We start from the raw sequence: 21,380 nt of genomic DNA, 5'->3' as shown, positions 1-21,380 counted from the left end.
AGACGCCGATGGCCGAGGCGGTTTCTACCACCTCGGCCATCGCACCCGGGAGACGAGACGTCTCCGCCGGTGCCCTACCGGAACAGCTTGCGAAGGATCAGCAGCCCCACGAGCGCGCCGGCGGCGTAGACGGCGTACTTGACGCGGGGGTCGGCCCACTTCTGCGCGGCCATCTCCTTGCCCTGCTCCGAGAGGCGCTGGGGATTCGCCCGCTCGGAGAGCTCGTCGAGGGCCCCGGCCAGCGCCTCGCGGGCCTGCTGGATGTCCCTCTCGATGGCGTCCGTGTCCCGTGCCACGGCACCTCCCTTGGTCGTCTCCTCGCCCGGACGGTCCTCGCTGGGGAGGCGACCGGTGTGTGGTCGGCGGCTATCCTGCCCGCCCGTGACCGCCGATACCCGCCTGGCCCCCGGTCAACCCGCCCCGGACTTCTCACTCACCTCCGATCGTGGTGAGACGGTGTCGCTGGCGGACTTCCGGGGACGCCGCGTCCTCGTGTACTTCTACCCGGCCGCCATGACCCCGGGGTGCACCAAGGAGGCCTGCGACTTCCGCGACAACCTGGCGACGTTCGACGACGCCGACGTGGCGGTGCTGGGCATCTCGCCGGACAAGCCGGAGAAGCTCGCGACGTTCCGCGACAAGGAGGAGCTGACCTTCCCCCTGCTCTCCGACCCGGACAAGTCGGTGATGCAGGCGTGGGGTGCCTGGGGCGAGAAGACGATGTACGGGAAGTCGACCACGGGCGTCATCCGCTCGACCTTCCTCGTCGACGCCGACGGGTTGGTCGAGGAGGCCCGGTACGGGGTCAAGGCCACCGGCCACGTGGGCCGGTTGTTGCGGGATCTGAAGCTGTAGGGAGTGCCGGCGGAGGGATTCGAACCCACACTGTCGCGGTCCTAGGCCGCGTGCCTCCTGCCGTTGGGCTACGCCGGCTCTGCCATTGGTCTACCTCTTCCGGCCGCGGGAGCACCACGTCTCGGTCTGTGAGTGACAGTTGGCGCAGAGGATACGGAGGTTCTCGAGCTGGTTGTCGGTGTGGTCACCGTTGATGTGATCGAGCTGCAGCGGGAGCTCCTTCCCGCTCCACTCCGACAAGCCACACTCCTCACACTCAGCCTCCTTCAACCCCGCAGCGATGAGTCGACGGCGGAGGGAGCCTGATCCGACCGTGGACCCCTTCACGAGGGCGTCCGCTAGGGCTCGGGACCTCTTGGCCTCGAAGGTCCGCCCGCGCGACCATCCTTGGCCGGTGAAGTGTTCGGTCTCCGCTCCGATCGCCTTGAGTCGTGCGCTCATCCATCGATGCATGCCGCCGTTGGGCTGACCACCGACCGCCCTGATGACGTCGGACAGATCGGTGGACCGAGCCGCCAGGTCTCGGAGCTCCTCGTCCGACCATGTCCGTGCCCGTCGCGGTCTCCGCTTCCCATTGATCGTGGCCATGAGGTGGTCGTGCGGGATCGCGAGCCTCCTGATGTGTCGGAGCATGGCGGAGTACTTGCCGGGGCGAAGGCCGAGGCGCCGGTGCACCTCGGCGAGAGTCGTACTCGCTGCGACGGCCTCGCGGAGCTGCTCGTCGGTCCAGGATCGTGCTCGGGGCATGACCCCATCTTCGTCGAACACGTGTTCGAACAGGGCTCGTTTCGCGGAACTCCTACAGGAGAGCCCGCACCGCCGCGGCGACCTCGTTCGCCGCCTCCAGCGGCACGAAGTGCCCCACGTCCTCGAGGTGCGACACCCCGCGCAGGTCGGTGAACGCCTGCTCCAGCCCCGCGGCCAGGCGCGGCGGGAAGAGCGGGTCCTGGTCGCCCCAGAGCACCGTGGTCGGCACGGCGACCGGCGCCGGCGGCTCCTGCCCCCGCATCGCGAGCGCCGTGGCCAGCGTCGCCGAGCCCGAGCGGTACCAGTTCACCGACACCGTGAAGGCACCCGGCCGCGCGTAGGCCTCGACGAGGTCGTCGGTCACCGCCGCGATCCTCCGGTGCCCCCAGTGCGACCAGAAGTGCTCCAGGTACGGACGGACGTTCGCCGCGGACCCGTCGAGGAGGTCCTCGACCAGCTCCAGCTGGTGGAAGTCCTGGTACCAGAACTCGGCGCGGTGGTCGTCGTCGAGCGCCGCCCGTGCGGCACCGGGGTGGATGGCGTTGCCGAGCACCAGGGCACGCACGCGCTCGGGGCGGGTCCGCGCGAGGTGGGTCGCCGTCGTCCCGCCCACGTCGTAGCCGACGAGGACCGCGTCGTCGAACCCGAGGTGGTCCATGACCTCGAGCACCGCGGCGGCCTGGGCGTCGCGGCCGAAGTCCGACGCCGGCCGCGCCTCGTCGCCGGGCGTGAACGACGCCCCGAACCCCAGCAGGTCCGGCACCACCACCTGGGCGTCGCGTTCGAGCAGCGGCAGCAGCGCGCGGTAGTCGGTCGCGGCCCCGGGCCAGCCGTGCAGGCAGACCACCGGGACGCCGTTGCCCTCGTGCGCGTACGCGATCACGAGACGTCCAGTACCCGGAAACCCGCGTGCGACGAACGGCGTCGTGTCGGGTGCCCCTGCTCGTCGAGCCACCGGGCCAGGGAGTCCGAGCCCAGGTTCTTGCTGACGACCAGGTACGACGGCCCGTCGACGCGCGGCAACCACCGCAGCAGCAGCTCGTGCAGCGCCGCCTTGCCCGACCGGATCGGCGGGTTGGACCACATCTCCGCGAACCGCACGTCGTCGGGCACCTCGTCGGGACGGCAGGCGCGGACGTTGGTGAGGTGGGCCGCCGCGGCGTTGGACCGCACGAGGTCCAGCGCGCGGTCGTTGACGTCGACCGCCCACACCGTCGACGCGGGCCGCTGGGCGGCGAGCCAGAGCGCGATGGGGCCGTAGCCGCACCCGAGGTCGAGCAGGTCGCCGGTCTCCGCGGGGTCGGGGGCGTTCTCGAGCAGCACGCGCGTGCCCTTGTCGAGACGGCCGCGGGCGAACACCCCGGCGTCGGTCGTGAGGTCGAGCGCGACCCCGCCGATCTCGAGCCGGAAGGAGACCGGGTCGGAGGCCGACGTGGGCTGCTCGGAGAAGTACTGGTCGGTCACGACACCGCTACGCCAGCTCGGACAGACGGGGGATCAGCGCCCGCAGCGCCTGCGCCCGGTGCGACACCGCGTCCTTCTCCTCCGGCGCCATCTCCGCCGACGTCCGCGACTCGCCCTCCGGCACGAACGCCGGGTCGTACCCGAAGCCGTTGGTGCCGCGCGGGAGGCGGATCAGGCTGCCGGCCCAGCGCTCGACGACGACGACCTCGCGGCCGTCGGGGTGCGCGGCGGCGGCGGCGCACACGAACGCGGCGCCGCGACGCTCTTCGGGGACGTCGGCGGTCTGGTCGAGGACGAGCGCGAGGTTGCGGGCGTCGCGCTCGGCGCGCGACCCGTTGCGCCCCGACCAGCGCGCCGAGAGCACGCCCGGCATGCCGTTCAGCGCGTCGACGGCGAGCCCGGAGTCGTCCGCGACCGCCACGAGGCCGGTCGCCGCGGCGGCGTCCCGGGCCTTGGCCAGCGCGTTCTCCTCGAACGTCGCGCCGACCTCGGGGGCCTCGGGGAACTCCGGCACGTCGTCGAGCCCGAGGATCTCGAGGCCCTCGACCCCCTGGGCGGCCGTGAGACGCCGCAGCTCCGCGAGCTTGGCGTCGTTGCGCGTCGCGAGGAGAACCCTCACGGCAGCTCCCCCGGGTACGGCTCGGCGAGCGCGGCGACCTGCAGCTCGGTGAGCTGCGAGCAGCCGGCGAGCGCCGAGTCCAGCATGGCGTCGAGGGTGGCGCGGGTGTAGGTGGCGCCCTCGCCGGTGCCCTGGACCTCGACCAGCGTGCCGGTGTCGGTGGCGACCACGTTCATGTCGACCTCGGCCCGCGAGTCCTCCTCGTAGGGCAGGTCGAGGCGCACGCGCCCGTCGACGACCCCGACCGAGACCGCGGCGATCGAGCACGACAGGGGCTGCGGGTCGGCGAGGCGCTTGTGGGCGCGCAGCCAGGTCACGGCGTCGGCGAGGGCGACGTAGGCGCCGGTGATCGCCGCGGTGCGCGTGCCGCCGTCGGCCTGCAGGACGTCGCAGTCGACCTGGATGGTGTTCTCGCCGAGCGCGCGCAGGTCGATCGCCGCGCGCAGGGCCCGCCCGACCAGGCGGCTGATCTCGTGGGTGCGCCCGCCGACGCGGCCCTTGACCGACTCGCGGTCGCCGCGGGTGTGCGTCGCCGAGGGCAGCATCGCGTACTCCGCGGTGAGCCACCCCAGCCCGCTGCCCTGCCGCCAGCGCGGCACGCCCTCGGTGACGCTGGCTGCGCACAGCACCGTCGTCTGCCCGAACGAGACGAGCACCGACCCGGCCGGGTGCTGCTGGAACCCGCGGGTGATGCTGACCTCGCGGAGCTCGTCGTCCGCCCTGCCGTCGCTGCGTGCCACGGGCGACCACCCTAGGTCTCACCCGGCAGCGCCCCGGTCGTCGGGCCTAGCCTGGACCTTCGTGCGTACCGATGGCCGGACCGGCCTCGTGCTGTTCGCGAGCTGCCTCGCGCAGTTCATGGTCGTGCTCGACGTGTCGATCGTGAATGTGGCGCTGCCCGCGATGCGGGAGGCGCTGGGGTTCGACGCCGAGGGCCTGGCCTGGGTGGTCAACGCCTACACGCTCGCGTTCGCCGGCTTCCTGCTGCTCGGCGGGCGGGCGGCGGACCTCTTCGGTCGCCGCCGCGTCTTCCTCCTCGGCCTCGCCCTCTTCGGGCTGGCGAGCCTCATCGGCGGCCTGGCGAACGACCCGGCCCTGCTGCTCGCCGCGCGGGCCGTGCAGGGCCTCGGGGGTGCCGTCCTCTCCCCCGCCAGCCTGGTGATCCTGCAGACCACCTATCCCGAGGGCGCGGCGCGGTCGCGGGCGTTCGGCTGGTGGTCGGCGATGGGTGGGATCGGCGGCGCCGCGGGCGGCCTGGCCGGCGGGGTGCTCGTGGCCCTGCTGAGCTGGCGCTGGATCTTCCTGGTCAACGTGCCGGTGGTGGTCCTGACCGCGCTGCTGACCCTCGCCGTCGTCCACGAGACCCGTGCCGACGACCGGCCCGGCCTCGACGTCCGGGGCGCGGTGCTCGTGACCGGCGGGCTCGTGGCGCTGGTCTACGGGGTCGTGTCGCTGGAGTCCGCGCCGTGGACCTCCCCGCGCGTCCTGGGCGGGGTCGCCGCGGCCGTCGTGCTGCTCACCGCGTTCGTGTTCTCGCAGCGGCACACCAGCCACCCGCTCGTGCCGCTGTGGGTGTTCCGCATCCGGTCGGTGACCACGGCGAACGTCGTCATCCTGCTCATCACGTCGTCGATGTTCTCGATGTGGTTCTTCGTCTCGCTGCACATGCAGGGCGTCCTCGGGTTCGACGCGCTCACCGCGGGGCTGGCGTTCCTGCCGCAGTCGTTCTCGATCGTGATCGGCTCGCAGATCTCGTCGTGGCTGCTGCCCCGGGCCGGGGCGCGGGCGCTGCTCGTCGGCGGGGGCCTGCTGACCGCCGCGGGCTTCGCCTGGTTCGCGCTCCTCACCCCGACGACGAGCTGGGTGGCCGGCGTCCTCGGGCCCGGCATCGCCGTCTCGCTCGGCATGGGGATCGTCTTCCCGGCGGTGACGACCGCCGCGACGAGCGGGGTCGAGTCCGGGCTCGCGGGGCTGGTCAGCGGCCTGGTGACGACGTCGCGGCAGATCGGGGGCGCGGTCGGGCTGTCGGTGCTCTCGACGCTCGCGGCGGCGCACACAATGTCGGTGGCGGCGACGGGCGCGGCACCTCCGGTGGCGGCGACGGCGGGCACGACGCGGGCGTTCGCCGTCGCCGCGGTGATCGTGCTGTGCTCGGTGGTGGCCGCCCTGTTCGTGCCGGCCCCGCGGAAGGCGGAGGCGCCGGAGCCCGCCCGCACGTAGACGGCGTGTCGCGCCGGCGAGGATGTGGCGATCCTGGCGACCAGTGCCAGCAAAGCCGCATCGCTCGCACCGGCGGTGTCAGATCGTGTAGTGCCCGTCCGGGACGACGAGCTCGGCGGGGCCGGAGAACTCCTCGCGCGCCTCGGCCAGCAGCGCCGGGCCGTCGGCCCAGGCCGGGACGTGGGTGAGCAGGAGCCGCGCCACCCCGGCCTCGCGGGCGGTACGGCCGGCCTGGCGGCCCGAGAGGTGCACGCCGGGGGGGCGCTCGGGGCCGTCGGACCACGTCGCCTCGCACAGCAGCACGTCGGCGCCGCGGGCGAGGTCGACCAGCTCGCGGCACGGCCCGGTGTCGCCGGAGTAGACGAGGCTGCGGCCCTCGTGCTCGAGGCGCACGCCGTAGGCCTCGCACGGGTGGTCGACCGGCGCGCTGGTCAGCGCGACCGGTCCGATCGCGGCCGGGCCCCGGACGAACGGGCGGTGGGAGAAGACGTCGGTGAGGTCGGTGGCGACCCGCTCGTCGGACGACGGCGCGTAGGCCACCGCGAGGCGCACCTCGGACTCGGTCGGCCCGTGCAGCGGGATGATCTTGCCGGGGCCGTCGGGGTGGTAGCGCCGGTGGACGATCAGCCCGGAGACGTCCGCGCAGTGGTCGGGGTGGAGGTGCGAGAGCACCAGGGCGTCGAGCTCGAAGGGGTCCATGTGCCGCTGGAGCACACCGAACGACCCGTTGCCGAGGTCGAGCACCAGGGACGTGTCGTCCGCGCGCACGAGGTAGCCCGAGGCCGGGGAGTGCGGCCCGGCGCCGCTGCCGGAGCACCCCAGGACGATCAGTTCCACGCGCGCACCCTACGGGCCCGACCTCTCCGAACGCACAGGACAGGAGACCGCGGCGGTCACGGAACGAGCACGATGTCTCCGCCGGCGATCAGGGCACGGCGGGCGTGCCGGGCGGGGTGCGCCGGCGGTCGGCCGCGACGGTGATGCGGGCGGCGAGGACGCCGCCGATCGCCCCGCACAGGTGCGCCTGCCACGAGATGCCCGGGTTGCTCGGCAGGACGCCGAGCAGGAGGCCGCCGTAGATGGCGAACAGCACGACGGCGAGCACGATCTGCCCGGCCGACCGGGCGAAGAAGCCGCGGACCAGCAGGAACGCGAACCAGCCGAAGATGATGCCGGACGCGCCGATCGTGGAGCCGGGGCTGCCGATCAGCCAGGTGCCGACGCCGCTGACGACCCAGATCACGGCCGTCACGGCGATGAACTGGCCCAGCCCGCCCGCGAGCACGAGGAACCCGAACACGAGCAGCGGCACGGTGTTGCTCGCGAGGTGGTCGAAGCCGCCGTGCAGCAGCGGCGCCCACAGGATGCCGCCGAGCCCGTCGAGCGTGCGCGGCACGATGCCGTCGTCGTCGAGGCCCTGGGGCGGGTCGAGGGAGACGAAGACCGTCCGGTCGGCCAGCTCGAGGAGCCAGAGGACGGCCACGATCCCGACCATGAGGATCGCCGCCCGCAGCGGACGCTCGGGCAGGAGGCGGGGTGACGGACGGGCCGGGCTGGTCACCCCACCGAGGTTACGGCCGCCGGCGCAGGATCCGCGTGGGTCGCGGCCCCCGGCTTTCCTCGGGGTCGGCCGGACCGCGCCGGTGTGGCGAGGACGGAGTGGAGATACGGACACTGAACGTCTGCGGAGCCACTCCGCAGACACGCCCGCTACGCCCAGAGCTGTCCTTCCAGGGCCTCCGCGGCCTCCTCGAGCGTGCCGGAGTAGGCGCCCGTGGACAGGTACTTCCACCCGCCGTCGCACACCACCATGACGATGTCGGCCTCGTCGTCGGCGCCAGCGGCCTTCTCGGCCTGGGCCAGCGCGGCGTGCAGGATCCCGCCGGTCGAGATGCCGGCGAAGATGCCCTCCTGCTCGACGAGCTGGCGGGTGCGCCGCAGGGCGTCGTACGCCCCGACCGAGTAGCGGCCGGTGAGCACGTCGGGGTCGTAGAGCTCCGGGACGAAGCCCTCGGCGATGTTGCGCAGCCCGTAGACCAGCTCGCCGTAGCGGGGCTCGGCGGCGATGATCTGGCAGTCGGGCTTGTGCTCGCGCAGGTAGCGCCCGGTGCCGACGAGCGTGCCGGTGGTGCCGAGACCCGCGACGAAGTGGGTGATCGTCGGCATGTCCCGCAGGATCTCCGGCCCGGTGCCCTCGTAGTGGGCGAGGGCGTTCGCCGGGTTGCCGTACTGGTAGAGCATCACCCAGTCCGTGTGCTGGGCCGCGATCTCCTTGGCCGTGGCGACGGCCTGGTTCGACCCCCCGGCGGCGGGCGAGAAGATGATCCGGGCGCCGTACATCTCGAGCAGCTGGCGCCGCTCGGCCGAGGTGTTCTCGGGCATGACGCACACCAGCTCGTAGCCCTTGAGCTTGGCGGCCATCGCCAGCGAGATGCCGGTGTTGCCCGAGGTGGGCTCGAGGATGGTGCAGCCAGGGGTGAGCCGGCCGTCCGCCTCGGCCGCCTCGATCATCCGCAGCGCCGGCCGGTCCTTGATCGAGCCCGTCGGGTTGCGGTCCTCGAGCTTCGCCCACAGCCGCACGTGCGGCGCCGGGGAGAAGGACGGCAGGCCGACCATGGGCGTGTCGCCCAGGGCGTGGATCAGGGAGTCGTACCGGGCCATGGGCCTCTCCTGGAGCGCTCCGACGGTGGAGTCGCGCTGGTCAGCGGGCCCCGCCCGCGACCGCGGGCAGGATGGTGACGGTGCCGCCGTCGGGCACCTGCGCGTCGAGGCCGCCGCTGAAGCGGACGTCCTCGTCGTTGACGTAGACGTTGACGAACCGGTGCAGCGCGCCGTCGGTGACCAGCCGGTCCTTGATGCCGGGGTGGTTGGCCTCGAGGTCGGTGATGACCTCCTGGAGCGTCGAGCCCTCGGCCTTGACCTGCTTCTCGCCGCCGGTGTGCGTGCGCAGGATGGTCGGGATCGAGACGGTGGCGGACACGGGTTCCCTCCGGTTCGTGGTGGACGCCTTGCTCGGGTGTCAGCGTCCCACGCGGACGCGACATTCCGTGACCCCGCGACGGGGCACGGCGGGACGTCAGGCCTGCGGGTCCGGGACGTCGTCGGAGCCGGTGTGGGCGAACATGTAGTTCTCCACGACCGCCACGTCGTCCTCGACGACGGCGCCGGCCTCGTCGAGCAGGAACGAGCGCAGGTCGTACGACGACTCGGGCCCGGTCAGCGCGACGATCGCGAAGTGCACCCCGGGCTGCAGGCCCATGTACTGGATGTCCTTCTCCGAGGGGTACGCCTCGGGGAGGCCGGTGTCGGTGAGCGGCCGGCGCGGCACCCGCGTGTGCGAGTGGAAGACCACGACCGGCTCCTCGCCGCGCTCCTCGCTCTCGCGGTGGACGCGCAGCTGCTCGCGCGAGTCGAACGCGTAGTCGCTGGAGACCGCGTCCGTGTTGGTCATCGGGATGTAGCGCTCGGGGCGGTCGGAGCCCTCCGGCCCGGTGAGCTGGCCGCAGGCCTCGAGGGGGTGGTCCCGGCGGGCGTGCGCGACCATCTGCTCGACGAGGTCGGCCCGGATCACCAGCACGCCGTCCAGGATACGGATGCGGGGGCGACTCAGCCCGTCAGCGTCGTCACCAGGGAGTCCTGCAGCCACGTCAGCCAGTGGTAGACGGGCAGGTGGTCGGCGCGGGGGTCGTCGGCGGGAAGCTGCTCGGGCATGTCCTCGGTCACCTCGAGCGCGACGCCGAGGGCAAGGCGCACGTCGTTGACCGCGGCGATCCACTCCTCGGCCTGGGACGGCGCGAGCTCGACGCGCCCGCCGCCGGGCGGACAGGTGGCCAGCACGGTGGCGATGGCGGCCTGCTTGGCCTCGATGAGCTCCGGCTCGCGCACCGAGCGCAGCGCGGCCGACAGCTCGCCCGCGTCGTCCTCTCCCGACGAGGCGAAGTCGGGCAGCAGGCGCGCGAGCACCGGGTCGTCGGGCGGGGTGGACGGGCCGGTGCGGATGCCCGTCAGGGCCGCGAGCTCGTCGTCGGGGGACTCGGCCCCGCGCCCGGTGAGCATCTGCTCGACCTGCCCCATGAGACCCCGCAGCACCGACGCCTCGGGCCGCTCGAGGACCGCGACGATGCGCACGCGGTCGCCCCGGCCCTGCCGTTTCCAGGCTTTCACCCGCGCTAGCTCGCCCGCTGCATCGTGGCCCAGAGGCCCGCGGCGTGCAGGCGCGCGACGTCGCCCTCGACCTTCTCGCGGCTGCCCGAGGACACGGTCGCCCGGCCCTTGTGGTGCACGTCGAGCATGAGCGCGGTGGCCTTGGCCTTGTCGTAGCCGAAGAGCTTCTGGAACACGTAGGTGACGTACGACATGAGGTTGACCGGGTCGTTCCACACGATCGTCTGCCACGGCGTGTCGGCGAGCGTGGCCTCGTCGGCGTCCGCCTCGGCCCGCTCGTCGACCTCGGGGTCGGCCGGAGCGGACAGAACGACCTGCATGGCTCCATCGTGACACCTCGGCGGCACGCCCCGCACGGGGGCGGGCGGACCCGCGTGACCCCCTACTGTGGTGCGCGTGACCTCTCCGGGGCCGAGCACCGCGCTCCTCACCGACCAGTACGAGCTCACGATGCTCGACGCCGCCCTCGCCGACGGCACGGCGCAGCGGCGGTGCACGTTCGAGGTGTTCGCGCGCAGCCTGCCCCACGGGCGGCGCTACGGCGTCGTCGCCGGCGTGCCGCGCCTGCTCGAGGCCCTGTCGCGGTTCACGTTCGACCGGGCCGAGATCGACGTGCTGTGCCACGCCGGGGTGCGTGACCGCGTCGCCGAGTACCTCTCGGGGCACCGCTTCTCCGGGGACATCACCGGCTACCCCGAGGGCGAGCTGTACTTCCCCGGCTCGCCGGTGCTGTCGGTGACCGGGACGTTCGCCGAGTGCGTGCTGCTCGAGACCCTCGTGCTCTCGGTGCTCAACCACGACTGCGCGGTCGCCTCCGCCGCCGCGCGCATGACGACGGCCGCCAACGGCCGCCCGCTGATCGAGATGGGCTCGCGGCGCACCCACGAGGAGGCCGCGGTCGCGTCGGCGCGCGCCGCCTACCTCGCCGGGTTCTCCGCGACCTCGAACCTCGAGGCGCACCGCCGCTTCGGCGTGCCGACCACCGGCACCAGCGCGCACGCGTTCACGCTGCTCCACGACAGCGAGGCCGAGGCGTTCCGCGCGCAGGTCGAAGCCCTGGGCGTCGGCACCACGCTGCTCGTCGACACCTACGACATCACCCGGGGCATCACGACCGCCATCGAGGTGGCGGGCCCCGATCTCGGCGCCGTGCGCATCGACTCCGGCGACGTCGGCGTCCTCGCCCAGCGCGCCCGCGCCCAGCTCGACGCGCTGGGCGCGACGGGCACCCGGGTGGTCATCTCCGGCGACCTCGACGAGTACGCCATCGCCGCCCTGCGCGCCGAGCCGGTCGACGCCTACGGGGTCGGCACCTCGGTGGTCACCGGCTCCGGGGCCCCGGCCGCGGGGATGGTCTACAAGCTCGTCGAGGTCGACGGCCGGCCCGTCGCCAAGCGCAGCTCGTCGAAGGAGTCGCGCGGCGGGGCGAAGTCCGCGGTGCGCCGGCACAAGCCGACCGGCACCGCGGTCGAGGAGCTCGTGCACCGCCTCGACGCCGAGGTCGAGATCGGCGAGCACGACCGCGTCGTGCCCGTCCCGCTGCTGGTCAAGGGCGAGCCGGCCGGCGAGCTGCCGACCCTCGAGGAGTCCCGCGAGCACCTGCGCCGCGGCCTCGTCGCCGTGCCCTGGGAGGGCCTCAAGCTCTCCCGCGGCGAGCCGGCGATCCCGACGACCCAGGTCCCCTGAGGTGTGTCAGCGAAGTGCCGTCGCAGACGTTCAGTGTCCGTATCGGTACTTCGATCATGCTCGGGGCGCTCGGGGCGCTCGTAGGCTCGGGGCATGACGACCGCACTCATCGTCGTGGACGTGCAGCTCGACTTCTGCGAGGGCGGCTCGATGGGCGTCGACGGCGGCGCGGCGGTGGCGGCCGCGATCAGCCGGTTCCTCGGCATGAACGAGGCCGAGTACGCGCACGTCGTCGCGAGCCGTGACTACCACGACGACCCGGGCGACCACTTCTCCTCGACCCCCGACTTCGTCGACACCTGGCCCCCGCACTGCCGCGTCGGCCACCCCGGCGCCGCGTTCCACCCCGACCTCGACGTCGGCCTCCTCGAGGCCGTGTTCTCGAAGGGCGAGTACGAGGCCGCCTACTCGGCGTTCGAGGGCCGCGGGCCGGGCGGGCTGCTGCTGGCGCCCTGGCTGCGCGACCGGCACGTCGACACCGTCGAGATCGTGGGCATCGCCACCGACCACTGCGTGCGCGCCACCGCCCTCGACGCCGTCCGCGCGGGCTTCGCGACCCACGTGCGCCTCGACCTCACCGCCGGCGTCCTGCGCGAGACCACCGACCGCGCCCAGGCGGAGATGGCCGACGCCGGGGTCACGCTGACGGGCGCGCCGCATCGGCCGTGAGCCTCGACGGAACCGATCGGGCCTCCTCGTAGTCTGAACCGTCGTGGGAGACGCGAGCACGGACACGATCACCGGGCCGCCCCCGGTGGCCGAGCTGCTCGCGGCGGCGGTCTCCGCGCTGGGCGGCACCGAGCGCGAGGGCCAGCAGCAGATGGCCGCGGCGGTGGAGCGCGCCCTGCGCACCGGGGAGCATCTGGCGGTGCAGGCGGGCACGGGCACGGGCAAGTCCCTGGCCTACCTCGTGCCCGCGGTGCGCCACTCGCTGTCCGGTGAGCAGGCGGTCGTCGTCGCGACGGCGACCATCGCCCTGCAGACCCAGCTCGTCGACCGCGACCTCCCCCGCCTCGCCAAGGCCCTCGAGCCCGAGCTCGGGCGGGCCCCGACGTTCGCGATCCTCAAGGGCCGCGCCAACTACCTCTGCCTCCACAAGATCCAGAGCAGCGCGCAGGCCGAGGACCCGGTCGACGAGCAGCTCTTCGACCCGTTCCAGGTCTCGGCGCTGGGGCGCCAGGTCACGCGGCTGCACGAGTGGGCCGAGAAGACCACCACCGGCGACCGGGACGAGCTCGTGCCCGGCGTCCCCGACCGCGCGTGGCGGCAGGTGTCGGTGTCGGCCCGCGAGTGCCTCGGGGCGGCCCGCTGCCCGGTCGCCGAGGACTGCTTCTCCGAGCACGCCCGCCACGCCGCCGGCGCCGCGGACATCGTCGTCACCAACCACGCCATGCTGGCGATCGACGCCATCGAGGGCCGCGCCGTGCTGCCCGACCACGACGTGGTCGTCGTCGACGAGGCCCACAACCTCGTCGACCGGGTCACCTCCGTCGCGACCGGCGAGCTGACCGCCGCCACCGTCACCGCCGCCGCCCGCCGCTGCGGCAAGCTGGTCGACCAGGGGCTCTCCGACGCGTTGCTCGACGCGGGCGAGGGCCTCGGCACGGTCCTCGAGGACGTCGTCCCCGGTCGCTGGGAGCGACTCCCGGAGGCGGTCGGGCGGATGCTGTCGTCGATCCGCGACCGGGCGTGGGCGTGCCGCCAGGCGCTCGGCCCGGACCGGGAGCGCGGGAAGGACGACGACGCCACGAACAGGAAGCTCGCGCTGGCCCTCGTCGAGGAGGTCCACGACGTCGCCGGACGCCTGCTGACCGCCTTCGACCGCGAGGACCCGGCGACGCGGCCCGACGTGGTGTGGTGCTCGGAGACCGAGCGGAACTCGGTCACGACGCGCGCGCTGCACGTCGCGCCGCTGTCCGTCGCGGGCCTGCTGGCATCGCGCCTCTTCGGACGCTCGACGGTCGTGCTCACCTCGGCGACGCTCGCCCTCGGCGGGTCGTTCGACGCGCTGGCCCGGCAGTGGGGGCTGCCCGTCGGGAGCTCGCGGGAGGTCACCGAGCCCATCCCCGACGACGGGACTGGTCACGGCAACGACCCGGCCACGAACCTCGTCTGGCACGGCCTCGACGTCGGCTCGCCGTTCGCGCACGACAAGGCCGGCATCCTCTACGTCGCCCGCCACCTGCCCCCGCCCGGGCGCGACGGCCTCTCCCCCGCGGTGCTCGACGAGATCGAGGGCCTCGTGCGGGCCGCCGGCGGGCGGGCGCTGGGGCTGTTCTCGTCGATGCGGGCGGCCAAGCAGGCCGCCGAGGACCTGCGCGGGCGGTGGGACGGCACCGTGCTCTGCCAGGGCGACGACTCCACCGGCACGCTGGTCACGAAGTTCGCCTCCGACGTGGAGAGCGTGCTGTTCGGGACGCTGTCGCTGTGGCAGGGCGTCGACGTGCCCGGCGAGTCGCTGCAGCTCGTCATGATCGACCGCATCCCGTTCCCGCGCCCCGACGACCCGCTCGTCTCGGCCCGCCAGCGCGCCGTCGACGCGCGGGGCGGCAACGGGTTCCTGACGGTGTCGGCGACGCACGCGGCGCTGCTGCTCGCCCAGGGCGCGGGGCGGCTGCTGCGCGGCACCGGCGACCGCGGGGTCGTCGCCCTGCTCGACTCGCGCGTGGCGACGAAGCAGTACGGCGGCTTCCTGCGCGGGTCGCTGCCGCCGTTCTGGACGACGCAGGACCCGGCCGTCGTGCGCGGCGCGCTCGAGCGGTTGCGGGACTCGGCCGGCTGACGTCCGGACCGGGCGGTCGGTGCCGGCGCGCCGAGTCGAGGGACTGACGCACCCCGAGTGTCAGGCCAGGGTCGCGAGGAGGGCGTCGGCGAGGCGGTCGGGGGCGGTGGGGGCGCGGCGGAGGAAGAGCTCGGGCTCGATCAGCTCGAGCTCCATCACCACCGGCTCGCCGTCGAGGCGGACCAGGTCGACGCGGGCCACGGGGACGTCCGTCGGGGCGGCGGCGAGGGCCGCGTCGGCCACCGCCACCTCGCGGGCGGTCGGCGTGTGGTCGTGGAGGCGCCCGCCGTGCTTCTCGTGCACGAGGAAGCCGCCGGCCGCGGGCACCTTGCGCACCGCGTGCGACCACGTCCCGCCGATGCGTACCAGCGACACCTCGCCGTCGCGCGCGATGCTCCCGACGGCGGGCTGGACGAGGACGTCGCCGCCGGCGAGGAGGTCGGCGACGGTGTCGCGCAGGTCGTCGGGCCGGCCGAGGTGCGTGCCGCGGCCGCCCGCCGACACCGCGGGCTTGACGACGAGCGGCCCGGGGCCCAGGTCGTCGGGCACCGCCGCCCCGAGCTCCAGCAGGGTCGTCGGCACCGTCGGGACGCCCGCCGCGGCCAGCTCCACCAGGTAGCGCTTGTGGCTGTTCCAGCGCAGCACCGGCAGGGGGTTCACCAGCCGCGTCGCGGCGGCGACCCGCTCCGCCCACGCGAGGAAGTCGTCGCGGCGCTCGGTGTAGTCCCAGGTCGTGCGCACGGTGACGAGGTCCGCGTCCGCCCAGTCGACGGTGCCGTCGTCCCACGGCGCGTTCGCGGCGTCGACGCCCCGGGCCGCGAGCGCGGCCAGCAGCGGGCGGGTCTCGGCGTCCGAGCGCTCGCTGCGCACCCGCGAGCCGGCGACGAGGACCCTGGTCACGCCGTCGCCCGGCGCTGCGCCAGGCAGGTCACCGTTCCGGGCGCGACCTCGGTGAACCCGGCGTCGCGCACCGGCACGACGCCGTGCTCCTCCCACGCCGTGCGCCCGGAGGGGTCGGCGTCGAGCGCGCGCACCCAGCCGCCCCAGGCCTCCCGCGGGGCCGGGCGCACCGAGCACCGCAGGGCCGCGGCCGGGTCCCCGTGGTTCGAGCCGTCGGCCGCCAGCACCGTCGCGAGGATCATGCTGGCGTGCCCGACCTGTGCGGCGGCCTTGCCGACCGTCTGCTCGACCTCCGGGCTCAGCCAGATCACCGGCCGGTCCTCCGCGGCCGGGCCGGGCTCGTCGGCGGGGAGGTCGGTGCCGCCGATCTGCAGGCGACGCACCTCGTGCGGCACCTCGTCGACCGGCCCGGGCACGAGCGCGCGCACCAGCTCGTCGACCGTCACGCCCTCGACCTCCTGCACCGCGCGCCAGTGCGCCGTCCGCGCCCGCCGCGCGAGCTTGCGGATCCGCCCGGCCCCGGCCCACGCGGCGACGGCGTCGTACCAGGGGCCGCCCGGGGCGGCGCGCTCGTCGAGGCACAGCGCGACCGCCGCGGACGCCGCCGCCTCCAGCACGGCGGTGCGTGTCGGGCCCTCGCGCTCCAGGCGCAGGACCAGCGTCATCGCCCGCACGACACCGTCGGCGGGCTCGTCGTCGGAGAGCTCCGGCGCGGGGCCGTCGACCAACCACGGAGCGACCCGTGCGGCCAGCGCACCCAGCGCGGGGGTCAGCGCGTGCTCGAGCACGAGCTCACAGGGGCACCCGGCGCAGGAGGCCCTCGGCGGCGTCGGCGTGCTCGATCTCGTCGCGCGTGACCCCGAGGATGAACAGCACCGCGTCCAGGTACGGGTAGGACAGCGCGGTGTCCGCGGCGGCCGCCACCACCGGCTTCGCGTTGAACGCCACCCCGAGCCCCGCCGCGGCGAGCATGTCGAGGTCGTTGGCGCCGTCGCCGACGGCCACCGTCTGCTCGAGCGGCACCCCGGCCTCGTCGGCGAAGCGCCGCAACGCCTCCGCCTTGCCCGCACGGTCGACGACGGCCCCGACGACACGGCCGGTGAGCCGGCCGTCGACGATCTCGAGCTCGTTGGCCGCCGAGAAGTCGAGGCCCAGGTCCTCGACGAGACGGTCGATGATGGTCGAGAAGCCGCCGGAGACGACGCCGCACCGGTAGCCGAGGCGCTTGAGGGTGCGCACGGTGGTGCGCGCGCCGGGTGTGAGCTCGAGCTCCGCGGCCACGTCGTCGAGCGCGCCGACGGGCAGGCCGGCGAGTGTCCCGACGCGCTTGTGCAGCGACTCGGCGAAGTCGATCTCGCCGCGCATGGCGGCCTCGGTGATCGCCCGGACCTCGTCCTCGCAGCCCGCACGGGCGGCGAGCATCTCGATGACCTCGCCCTGGATGAGCGTCGAGTCGACGTCGAACACGATGAGGCGCTTGGCCCGCTGGGCGAGCCCGACCCGCTGCACCGCGATGTCGCAGCGCGCCCGCCGCCCGGCGGCGGCCAGGGCCTGGCGCAGCGCGGTGTCGCTCGGCGGGTCGAGCGACGGCAGCGAGACCCGCAGCTCGAGGCCGATCACCGGGTAGTCGGCGATCCGCCGCACCCGGTCGATGTTGACGCGCAGGGCGGCGAGGCCGCGAGCGACCTCGGCGAAGTTCGCCGCGGTGATCGGGCGCCCGAGCACGAGCACGACGTGGGTCGAGAACGGGTGCACGGCCGACGCGTCGCCGCCGGTCTCGATGCTCACCGACAGGCCGAGCGACGGCATCGTCAGCTCCAGCGCCGCCTGCAGCCGCGCGGGGTCGCCGGGCAGCGTGACCAGCGCCGACAGCGTGATGCGGCGGTGGATGGTCGCCTGCTGCACGTCGAGCATGGCCGCGTCGTGCTCGGCCAGGACCGCGAAGAGCGCCGCGTTGACGCCCGGGAAGTCCGGCCCGGTGACGGTCACGAGGACCGGTACCGGGTCGGGCTCACCGTCGGGCGTCGGGGGCGAGCCGGCGTCGGTCAGCACGAACGCCGGGGTCTCGCCGTCGGACGGGTCGTCGGGGACCGCGCGGCTCACTTGTTCCGGGGGTCGGAGCCGGGGATGTGCTCCTGGCCGGTCTGCCCCGCCGCGGCCTCACCGATGCTCGAGTGCCCGGACCCGACGTGGGCCTCGAGGCGGATGCGCTCGGTGAGGTGCGGGTAGTGCAGCTCGAACGCGGGGCGCTCGGAGCGGATGCGCGGCAGCTCGGTGAAGTTGTGCCGCGGGGGCGGGCAGGACGTCGCCCACTCCAGGGAGTTGCCGTGGCCCCAGGGGTCGTCGACCTCCACCGGCCGGCCGTAGCGCCAGCTGTGGAAGGCGTTCCACAGGAACGGTAGCGTCGAGGCCCCGAGGATGAACGCCCCGATCGTCGAGATCGTGTTCAGCGTCGTGAACCCGTCCGTCGCGGCGTAGTCGGCGTAGCGGCGCGGCATGCCCTCGTTGCCCACCCAGTGCTGCACCAGGAACGTCATGTGGAACCCGATGAAGGTCAGCCAGAAGTGGAACTTGCCGATGCGCTCGTCCATCATCCGGCCGGTCATCTTCGGGAACCAGAAGTAGATGCCGGCGTAGGTGGCGAACACGATCGTGCCGAACAGCACGTAGTGGAAGTGCGCCACGACGAAGTACGAGTCGGACACGTGGAAGTCCAGCGGCGGGCTGGCCAGCAGGACACCGGTGAGGCCACCGAAGAGGAACGTCACCAGGAACCCGACCGAGAACAGCATCGGCGTCTCGAACGTCAGCTGGCCGCGCCACATCGTGCCGATCCAGTTGAAGAACTTGATGCCGGTCGGCACGGCGATGAGGAACGTGGTGAACGAGAAGAACGGGAGCAGCACCGCACCGGTGGCGTACATGTGGTGGGCCCAGACGGCCACCGACAGCGCCGCGATCGCCAGCGTCGCGTAGATCAGCGTCTTGTAGCCGAAGATCGGCTTGCGGCTGAACACCGGGAAGATCTCGGTGACGATGCCGAAGAACGGCAGCGCGACGATGTAGACCTCGGGGTGCCCGAAGAACCAGAACAGGTGCTGCCAGAGGATCACACCGCCGTGCTCGGGCGCGAAGAGCTGCGCGCCGAGGTGCCGGTCGGCAGCGAGCCCGAGCAGCGCGGCGGTGAGGATCGGGAAGGCCAGCAGCACGAGCACGACCGTCACGAGGATGTTCCAGGTGAAGATCGGCATCCGGAACATCGTCATGCCCGGCGCGCGCATGCAGACGATGGTCGTCACGAAGTTGACGCCACCGAGGATGGTGCCGAGACCGGAGACGACGAGGCCGACGATCCAGACGTCGGCGCCGAGGCCCGGCGAGTGCACGACGTCCGAGAGCGGCGTGTAGGCGAACCAGCCGAAGGCGGCGGCGCCGTCCGGGGTGAAGAACCCGGAGATGACGATGAGGCCGCCGAAGAGGAACAGCCAGTACGAGAAGGCGTTCAGCCGCGGGAACGCCACGTCCGGCGCGCCGATCTGCAGCGGCACGATGTAGTTGGCGAACCCGAACAGGATCGGCGTCGCGTAGAGCAGCAGCATGATCGTGCCGTGCATGGTGAACAGCTGGTTGTACTGGTCCACCGACAGGATCTGCAGCCCCGGCTGCGCCAGCTCGGCGCGCATCAGCAGCGCCATGAGCCCGCCGACCAGGAAGAACCCGAACGATGTGATCAGGTACAGGATCGCGATGTCCTTGGGGTCCGTCGTCTTGAGCATCCGTCCGACGAACGACCCGCGCTTCGCCTCCCGCGCCGGGTACGGCGTGGTCGCGATCGGCTTGGGTGCCACGGCGGTCACGAGGGCCTCCTGCTCACGGTGCGTCTCCTCCACCCCGGCGGCCGGACCGGCCGCGCGTGCGGACACCGGGATCGTAACCGCCGTGCGGCACCCCGGCTCGCCGGGTGAACCCTCCCACGACGTCTCGTCGTAGACCAGCCGGGGGCCCGCGACGGGTCAGCCGGGCCGCGCCCCGCGGACCTCGTCGTGGTGGCTCACCGGCGCCGCCGGGCCCGGCTGTTCGCGGTCGGGGGCGGGGCCCCGCGAGGTCTCCGGGCGCTCCCCCGTGCGGAGGACCGGCCGCCGCTCCACCGCTCCGGAGGCGCCGGCCAGGGCGTCGTCGAGGGCCCGCAGCGCGCCGGCGCCGCGGCCGCCGAGCACCCGGTCGACGACGCCGCCGACCTGCTGGAGACGGTCGCGCGTCCGGTCGAGCACGGTCAGCGGCAGGGCCGAGAGGACCTGGCCCGGCGGGCGCCGGGACACGACGGGGTGGGCCCGCGTCGGCGACGTCAGCCGCAGCACGCCCCATGCCAGCCCGAGCAGGCGCAGCCGCCACGGCGAGAGCTCCTCCTGCAGGCGCGGGAGGAGCTCGTCCTCCTCGCTGCGCACGTCCTCGTCGAGGGCGGCGAAGGCGCGCTCCATGAGCTCGGCGTGCTCGGGGTCACCCGCGTCGGAGCGGTCGAGGCGAGCCACCAGCTCGTCGACCTCCTGGTGCTCCTGCTCGATGTGCCGGCTCAGCGGGTCGCCCTCGGGCAGCACGCGGCGCGCGGCGGGGAAGAGCACGGCCTCCTCGGCGAAGGCGTGGGTGAACACCAGGCGGGCCAGCGCCCGGAGGGCCACCGCGTGCTCGGGACCGCCCGTCGTCAGCGTCGTGCGAGCACGGTCCATGAGCCGGTCGAGCCGGACGTGGTCGCGGCGTTGCAGGGTCAGGATGCTCAGCGGCCCGCCGAGGGCGGCATCGTCCTGCTGGGCGATCGAGGTCGTCACGAGGGCCTCCTCGGCCGTCGGGCACGCCGCGGGCACGAGGCGCGGCAGCGTGGAGGGCACGGGCAGCGGCGGACTCGGCTCGACCTGCGCCTGACGCTCGTGGCGGTACCCGATCGCTCGCGGCGGCGAACGGGCGTCAGGGCCCGTACGCGGCCGCCAGCGCCGCGGCCCGGTCGCGCACGGCGGCCCGCAGCGACGGCGGGGACACGACCTCGGCGTCCGTGGCGAGCTGCCAGAGGACCCACTCGGCGTGCCGCGCATCCTGGAACGTGACCTCGAGACGGAGCCGGCCGTCGGCGTCGGCCTCCTCACCGTCGAGCGCCAGCGCGGTCCCCACCAGCGCCTCCCGCCGCGCCGGGTCCACCCGGACGACGGCGGTGACCTGCTCGCCGCCGGTGCGGAACCGCGTCGTGCGCTCCTGCCACAGGCGCTCCAGGTCGACACGATCCGGACGGTCGGCGGCCTCGACGAGCTCCTCGGCCTCCAGGACCCGGGACAGCCGGTAGGTGCGGTCCGCGCCGTCCCGCGTCGCCACCAGGTAGCCCCGCCCGCGCACGGTGACCAGGCCGATCGGGTCCACCGTGCGCCACACCGGGTCCCGATCCGTCGCCGCGTACCGGATCCGCAGCCGGTGCCCGGCCAGCACCGCGCGCCGGACCGCGGCGAGCACGGCGCCCGGCACCTCCTCGGCGACGAGCCGGCGCGCGAGCAGGTCGGCCTCGGGGTCGACGAGCAGGCGCTCGGCGGCGCCCGCCGCGACGGCCCGGTGCCCCTCGGGCAGCGCGTCGACCACCTTGAGCATCGCCGACGCGAGCGCCGCGCCGAGCCCGAACGCCTGCGCACCCGGCCGCGACCCGGCGACGAGCAGGGCGAGCGCCTCGTCGTGGTTCAGCCCCGTGAGCTCGGTCCGGAAGCCCGGGAGCAGCGCGAACCCGCCGTGGCGGCCCCGCTCGGCGTACACCGGCACGCCGGACGCGGAGAGCGCCTCGACGTCGCGCAGCACGGTGCGCGTCGACACCTCGAGCTCGCGGGCCAGCGCCGCGGCGGACAGCCGCCCGTGCCGGCGCAGCAGCAGCACCAGCGAGACCAGCCGGTCGGCACGCACGCGAGGACCCTACGG

24 protein-coding genes and 1 tRNA gene are annotated in these 21,380 nt (G+C 73.9%); 5 read left to right on the top strand and 20 right to left on the bottom strand.

The window, feature by feature from the left end:
* Positions 1 to 74: 74 nt before the first annotated feature.
* Complete coding sequence (locus ACYX4T_RS26230; protein ID WP_274233402.1) at positions 75 to 296, bottom strand: DUF3618 domain-containing protein; 222 nt, start codon at positions 294 to 296, stop codon at positions 75 to 77.
* Between the two features lie 85 nt (positions 297 to 381).
* On the opposite strand from ACYX4T_RS26230, the gene bcp reads away from it, so the two are divergent.
* A complete protein-coding gene (gene bcp, locus ACYX4T_RS26225) occupies positions 382 to 855 on the top strand; it encodes a thioredoxin-dependent thiol peroxidase (RefSeq protein WP_476012136.1) in 474 nt (157 codons plus the stop codon).
* A 4-nt stretch (positions 856 to 859) separates the two neighbouring features.
* On the opposite strand, the gene ACYX4T_RS26220 is transcribed toward bcp, so the two are convergent.
* From ACYX4T_RS26220 to rph, 6 genes are all read right to left on the bottom strand, one after another.
* Positions 860 to 933, bottom strand: a tRNA-Leu gene (locus ACYX4T_RS26220).
* 12 nt (positions 934 to 945) lie between these two features.
* Complete coding sequence (locus tag ACYX4T_RS26215) at positions 946 to 1,623, bottom strand: HNH endonuclease family protein (protein ID WP_476012135.1); 678 nt, start codon at positions 1,621 to 1,623, stop codon at positions 946 to 948.
* A gap of 31 nt (positions 1,624 to 1,654) precedes the next feature.
* Positions 1,655 to 2,485, bottom strand: coding sequence for an alpha/beta fold hydrolase (locus tag ACYX4T_RS26210; RefSeq protein ID WP_476012134.1), 831 nt, complete (start codon positions 2,483 to 2,485; stop codon positions 1,655 to 1,657).
* Positions 2,482 to 3,066 carry a class I SAM-dependent methyltransferase gene (locus tag ACYX4T_RS26205; protein WP_476012133.1) on the bottom strand — a complete coding sequence of 195 codons (585 nt, stop codon included), beginning with the start codon at positions 3,064 to 3,066 and terminating at the stop codon, positions 2,482 to 2,484. Before ACYX4T_RS26205 ends, ACYX4T_RS26210 begins: the two co-directional genes overlap by 4 nt.
* A 7-nt stretch (positions 3,067 to 3,073) precedes the next feature.
* Entirely contained in the window at positions 3,074 to 3,685 is a 612-nt protein-coding gene (locus ACYX4T_RS26200) for a non-canonical purine NTP pyrophosphatase (RefSeq protein ID WP_476012132.1), read from the bottom strand.
* A complete protein-coding gene (rph, locus tag ACYX4T_RS26195) occupies positions 3,682 to 4,425 on the bottom strand; it encodes a ribonuclease PH (protein WP_476012131.1) in 744 nt (247 codons plus the stop codon). Before rph ends, ACYX4T_RS26200 begins: the two co-directional genes overlap by 4 nt.
* A 61-nt stretch (positions 4,426 to 4,486) precedes the next feature.
* Between rph and ACYX4T_RS26190 the strand changes: the two genes are divergently transcribed.
* Positions 4,487 to 5,905 carry a DHA2 family efflux MFS transporter permease subunit gene (locus tag ACYX4T_RS26190; RefSeq protein ID WP_476012130.1) on the top strand — a complete coding sequence of 473 codons (1,419 nt, stop codon included), beginning with the start codon at positions 4,487 to 4,489 and terminating at the stop codon, positions 5,903 to 5,905.
* Between the two features lie 78 nt (positions 5,906 to 5,983).
* Here the strand turns inward: ACYX4T_RS26190 and ACYX4T_RS26185 are convergent, their stop codons facing one another.
* The 7 genes from ACYX4T_RS26185 to clpS form a co-directional block, all read right to left on the bottom strand.
* Complete coding sequence (locus ACYX4T_RS26185; RefSeq protein WP_476012129.1) at positions 5,984 to 6,742, bottom strand: MBL fold metallo-hydrolase; 759 nt, start codon at positions 6,740 to 6,742, stop codon at positions 5,984 to 5,986.
* Positions 6,743 to 6,830: 88 nt separating this feature from the next.
* Positions 6,831 to 7,466, bottom strand: a complete 636-nt coding sequence (locus tag ACYX4T_RS26180; RefSeq protein WP_476012128.1) for a rhomboid family intramembrane serine protease — start codon at positions 7,464 to 7,466, stop codon at positions 6,831 to 6,833.
* A gap of 149 nt (positions 7,467 to 7,615) precedes the next feature.
* A complete protein-coding gene (locus ACYX4T_RS26175) occupies positions 7,616 to 8,566 on the bottom strand; it encodes a PLP-dependent cysteine synthase family protein (protein ID WP_476012127.1) in 951 nt (316 codons plus the stop codon).
* Positions 8,567 to 8,606: 40 nt separating this feature from the next.
* A complete protein-coding gene (locus ACYX4T_RS26170) occupies positions 8,607 to 8,885 on the bottom strand; it encodes a MoaD/ThiS family protein (RefSeq protein ID WP_274200129.1) in 279 nt (92 codons plus the stop codon).
* 96 nt (positions 8,886 to 8,981) lie between these two features.
* Complete coding sequence (locus ACYX4T_RS26165; RefSeq protein WP_476012126.1) at positions 8,982 to 9,482, bottom strand: M67 family metallopeptidase; 501 nt, start codon at positions 9,480 to 9,482, stop codon at positions 8,982 to 8,984.
* A gap of 29 nt (positions 9,483 to 9,511) precedes the next feature.
* Positions 9,512 to 10,069, bottom strand: coding sequence for a DUF2017 domain-containing protein (locus tag ACYX4T_RS26160; RefSeq protein WP_476012125.1), 558 nt, complete (start codon positions 10,067 to 10,069; stop codon positions 9,512 to 9,514).
* Between the two features lie 5 nt (positions 10,070 to 10,074).
* Complete coding sequence (gene clpS, locus ACYX4T_RS26155) at positions 10,075 to 10,389, bottom strand: ATP-dependent Clp protease adapter ClpS (protein ID WP_476012124.1); 315 nt, start codon at positions 10,387 to 10,389, stop codon at positions 10,075 to 10,077.
* Between the two features lie 130 nt (positions 10,390 to 10,519).
* Between clpS and ACYX4T_RS26150 the strand changes: the two genes are divergently transcribed.
* From ACYX4T_RS26150 to ACYX4T_RS26140, 3 genes are all read left to right on the top strand, one after another.
* Positions 10,520 to 11,755 carry a nicotinate phosphoribosyltransferase gene (locus tag ACYX4T_RS26150; protein WP_476015379.1) on the top strand — a complete coding sequence of 412 codons (1,236 nt, stop codon included), beginning with the start codon at positions 10,520 to 10,522 and terminating at the stop codon, positions 11,753 to 11,755.
* A 93-nt stretch (positions 11,756 to 11,848) separates the two neighbouring features.
* Positions 11,849 to 12,424: an isochorismatase family protein gene (locus tag ACYX4T_RS26145; RefSeq protein ID WP_476012123.1), complete on the top strand. Its 576-nt coding sequence runs from the start codon at positions 11,849 to 11,851 to the stop codon at positions 12,422 to 12,424.
* Between the two features lie 43 nt (positions 12,425 to 12,467).
* Complete coding sequence (locus ACYX4T_RS26140; RefSeq protein WP_476012122.1) at positions 12,468 to 14,537, top strand: ATP-dependent DNA helicase; 2,070 nt, start codon at positions 12,468 to 12,470, stop codon at positions 14,535 to 14,537.
* A 60-nt stretch (positions 14,538 to 14,597) separates the two neighbouring features.
* On the opposite strand, the gene ACYX4T_RS26135 is transcribed toward ACYX4T_RS26140, so the two are convergent.
* The 6 genes from ACYX4T_RS26135 to ACYX4T_RS26110 form a co-directional block, all read right to left on the bottom strand.
* Positions 14,598 to 15,437, bottom strand: a complete 840-nt coding sequence (locus ACYX4T_RS26135; protein WP_476012121.1) for an ATP-grasp domain-containing protein — start codon at positions 15,435 to 15,437, stop codon at positions 14,598 to 14,600.
* The gene (locus tag ACYX4T_RS26130; RefSeq protein WP_476012120.1) at positions 15,434 to 16,225 is read right to left on the bottom strand and encodes a peptidyl-tRNA hydrolase; all 792 of its coding nucleotides are present in this window, start codon (positions 16,223 to 16,225) and stop codon (positions 15,434 to 15,436) included. The genes ACYX4T_RS26135 and ACYX4T_RS26130 overlap by 4 nt, the downstream gene beginning before the upstream one ends.
* A 4-nt stretch (positions 16,226 to 16,229) precedes the next feature.
* Positions 16,230 to 17,486: a phosphoserine phosphatase SerB gene (gene serB, locus ACYX4T_RS26125; RefSeq protein WP_476015378.1), complete on the bottom strand. Its 1,257-nt coding sequence runs from the start codon at positions 17,484 to 17,486 to the stop codon at positions 16,230 to 16,232.
* 50 nt (positions 17,487 to 17,536) lie between these two features.
* Entirely contained in the window at positions 17,537 to 19,294 is a 1,758-nt protein-coding gene (gene ctaD, locus ACYX4T_RS26120) for an aa3-type cytochrome oxidase subunit I (RefSeq protein ID WP_476012119.1), read from the bottom strand.
* A 156-nt stretch (positions 19,295 to 19,450) separates the two neighbouring features.
* Complete coding sequence (locus ACYX4T_RS26115) at positions 19,451 to 20,320, bottom strand: hemerythrin domain-containing protein (protein ID WP_476012118.1); 870 nt, start codon at positions 20,318 to 20,320, stop codon at positions 19,451 to 19,453.
* A gap of 76 nt (positions 20,321 to 20,396) precedes the next feature.
* Positions 20,397 to 21,365: a helix-turn-helix transcriptional regulator gene (locus tag ACYX4T_RS26110; RefSeq protein WP_476012117.1), complete on the bottom strand. Its 969-nt coding sequence runs from the start codon at positions 21,363 to 21,365 to the stop codon at positions 20,397 to 20,399.
* Positions 21,366 to 21,380: the final 15 nt, after the last annotated feature.

This window comes from Actinomycetospora sp. ABD4_176 (assembly GCF_056311855.1).
The sequence above is the reverse complement of the archived record's forward strand: the minus strand, read 5'-3'. Positions and strand labels throughout refer to the sequence as shown.

Coding starts and splice junctions, on each gene's coding strand:
- ACYX4T_RS26175 (WP_476012127.1), bottom strand. CDS start 8,566: ATGGCCCGGTACGACTCCCTGATCCACGCCCTGGGCGACACGCCCATG.
- clpS (WP_476012124.1), bottom strand. CDS start 10,389: ATGCAGGTCGTTCTGTCCGCTCCGGCCGACCCCGAGGTCGACGAGCGG.
- ACYX4T_RS26150 (WP_476015379.1), top strand. CDS start 10,520: ATGCTCGACGCCGCCCTCGCCGACGGCACGGCGCAGCGGCGGTGCACG.
- ACYX4T_RS26145 (WP_476012123.1), top strand. CDS start 11,849: ATGACGACCGCACTCATCGTCGTGGACGTGCAGCTCGACTTCTGCGAG.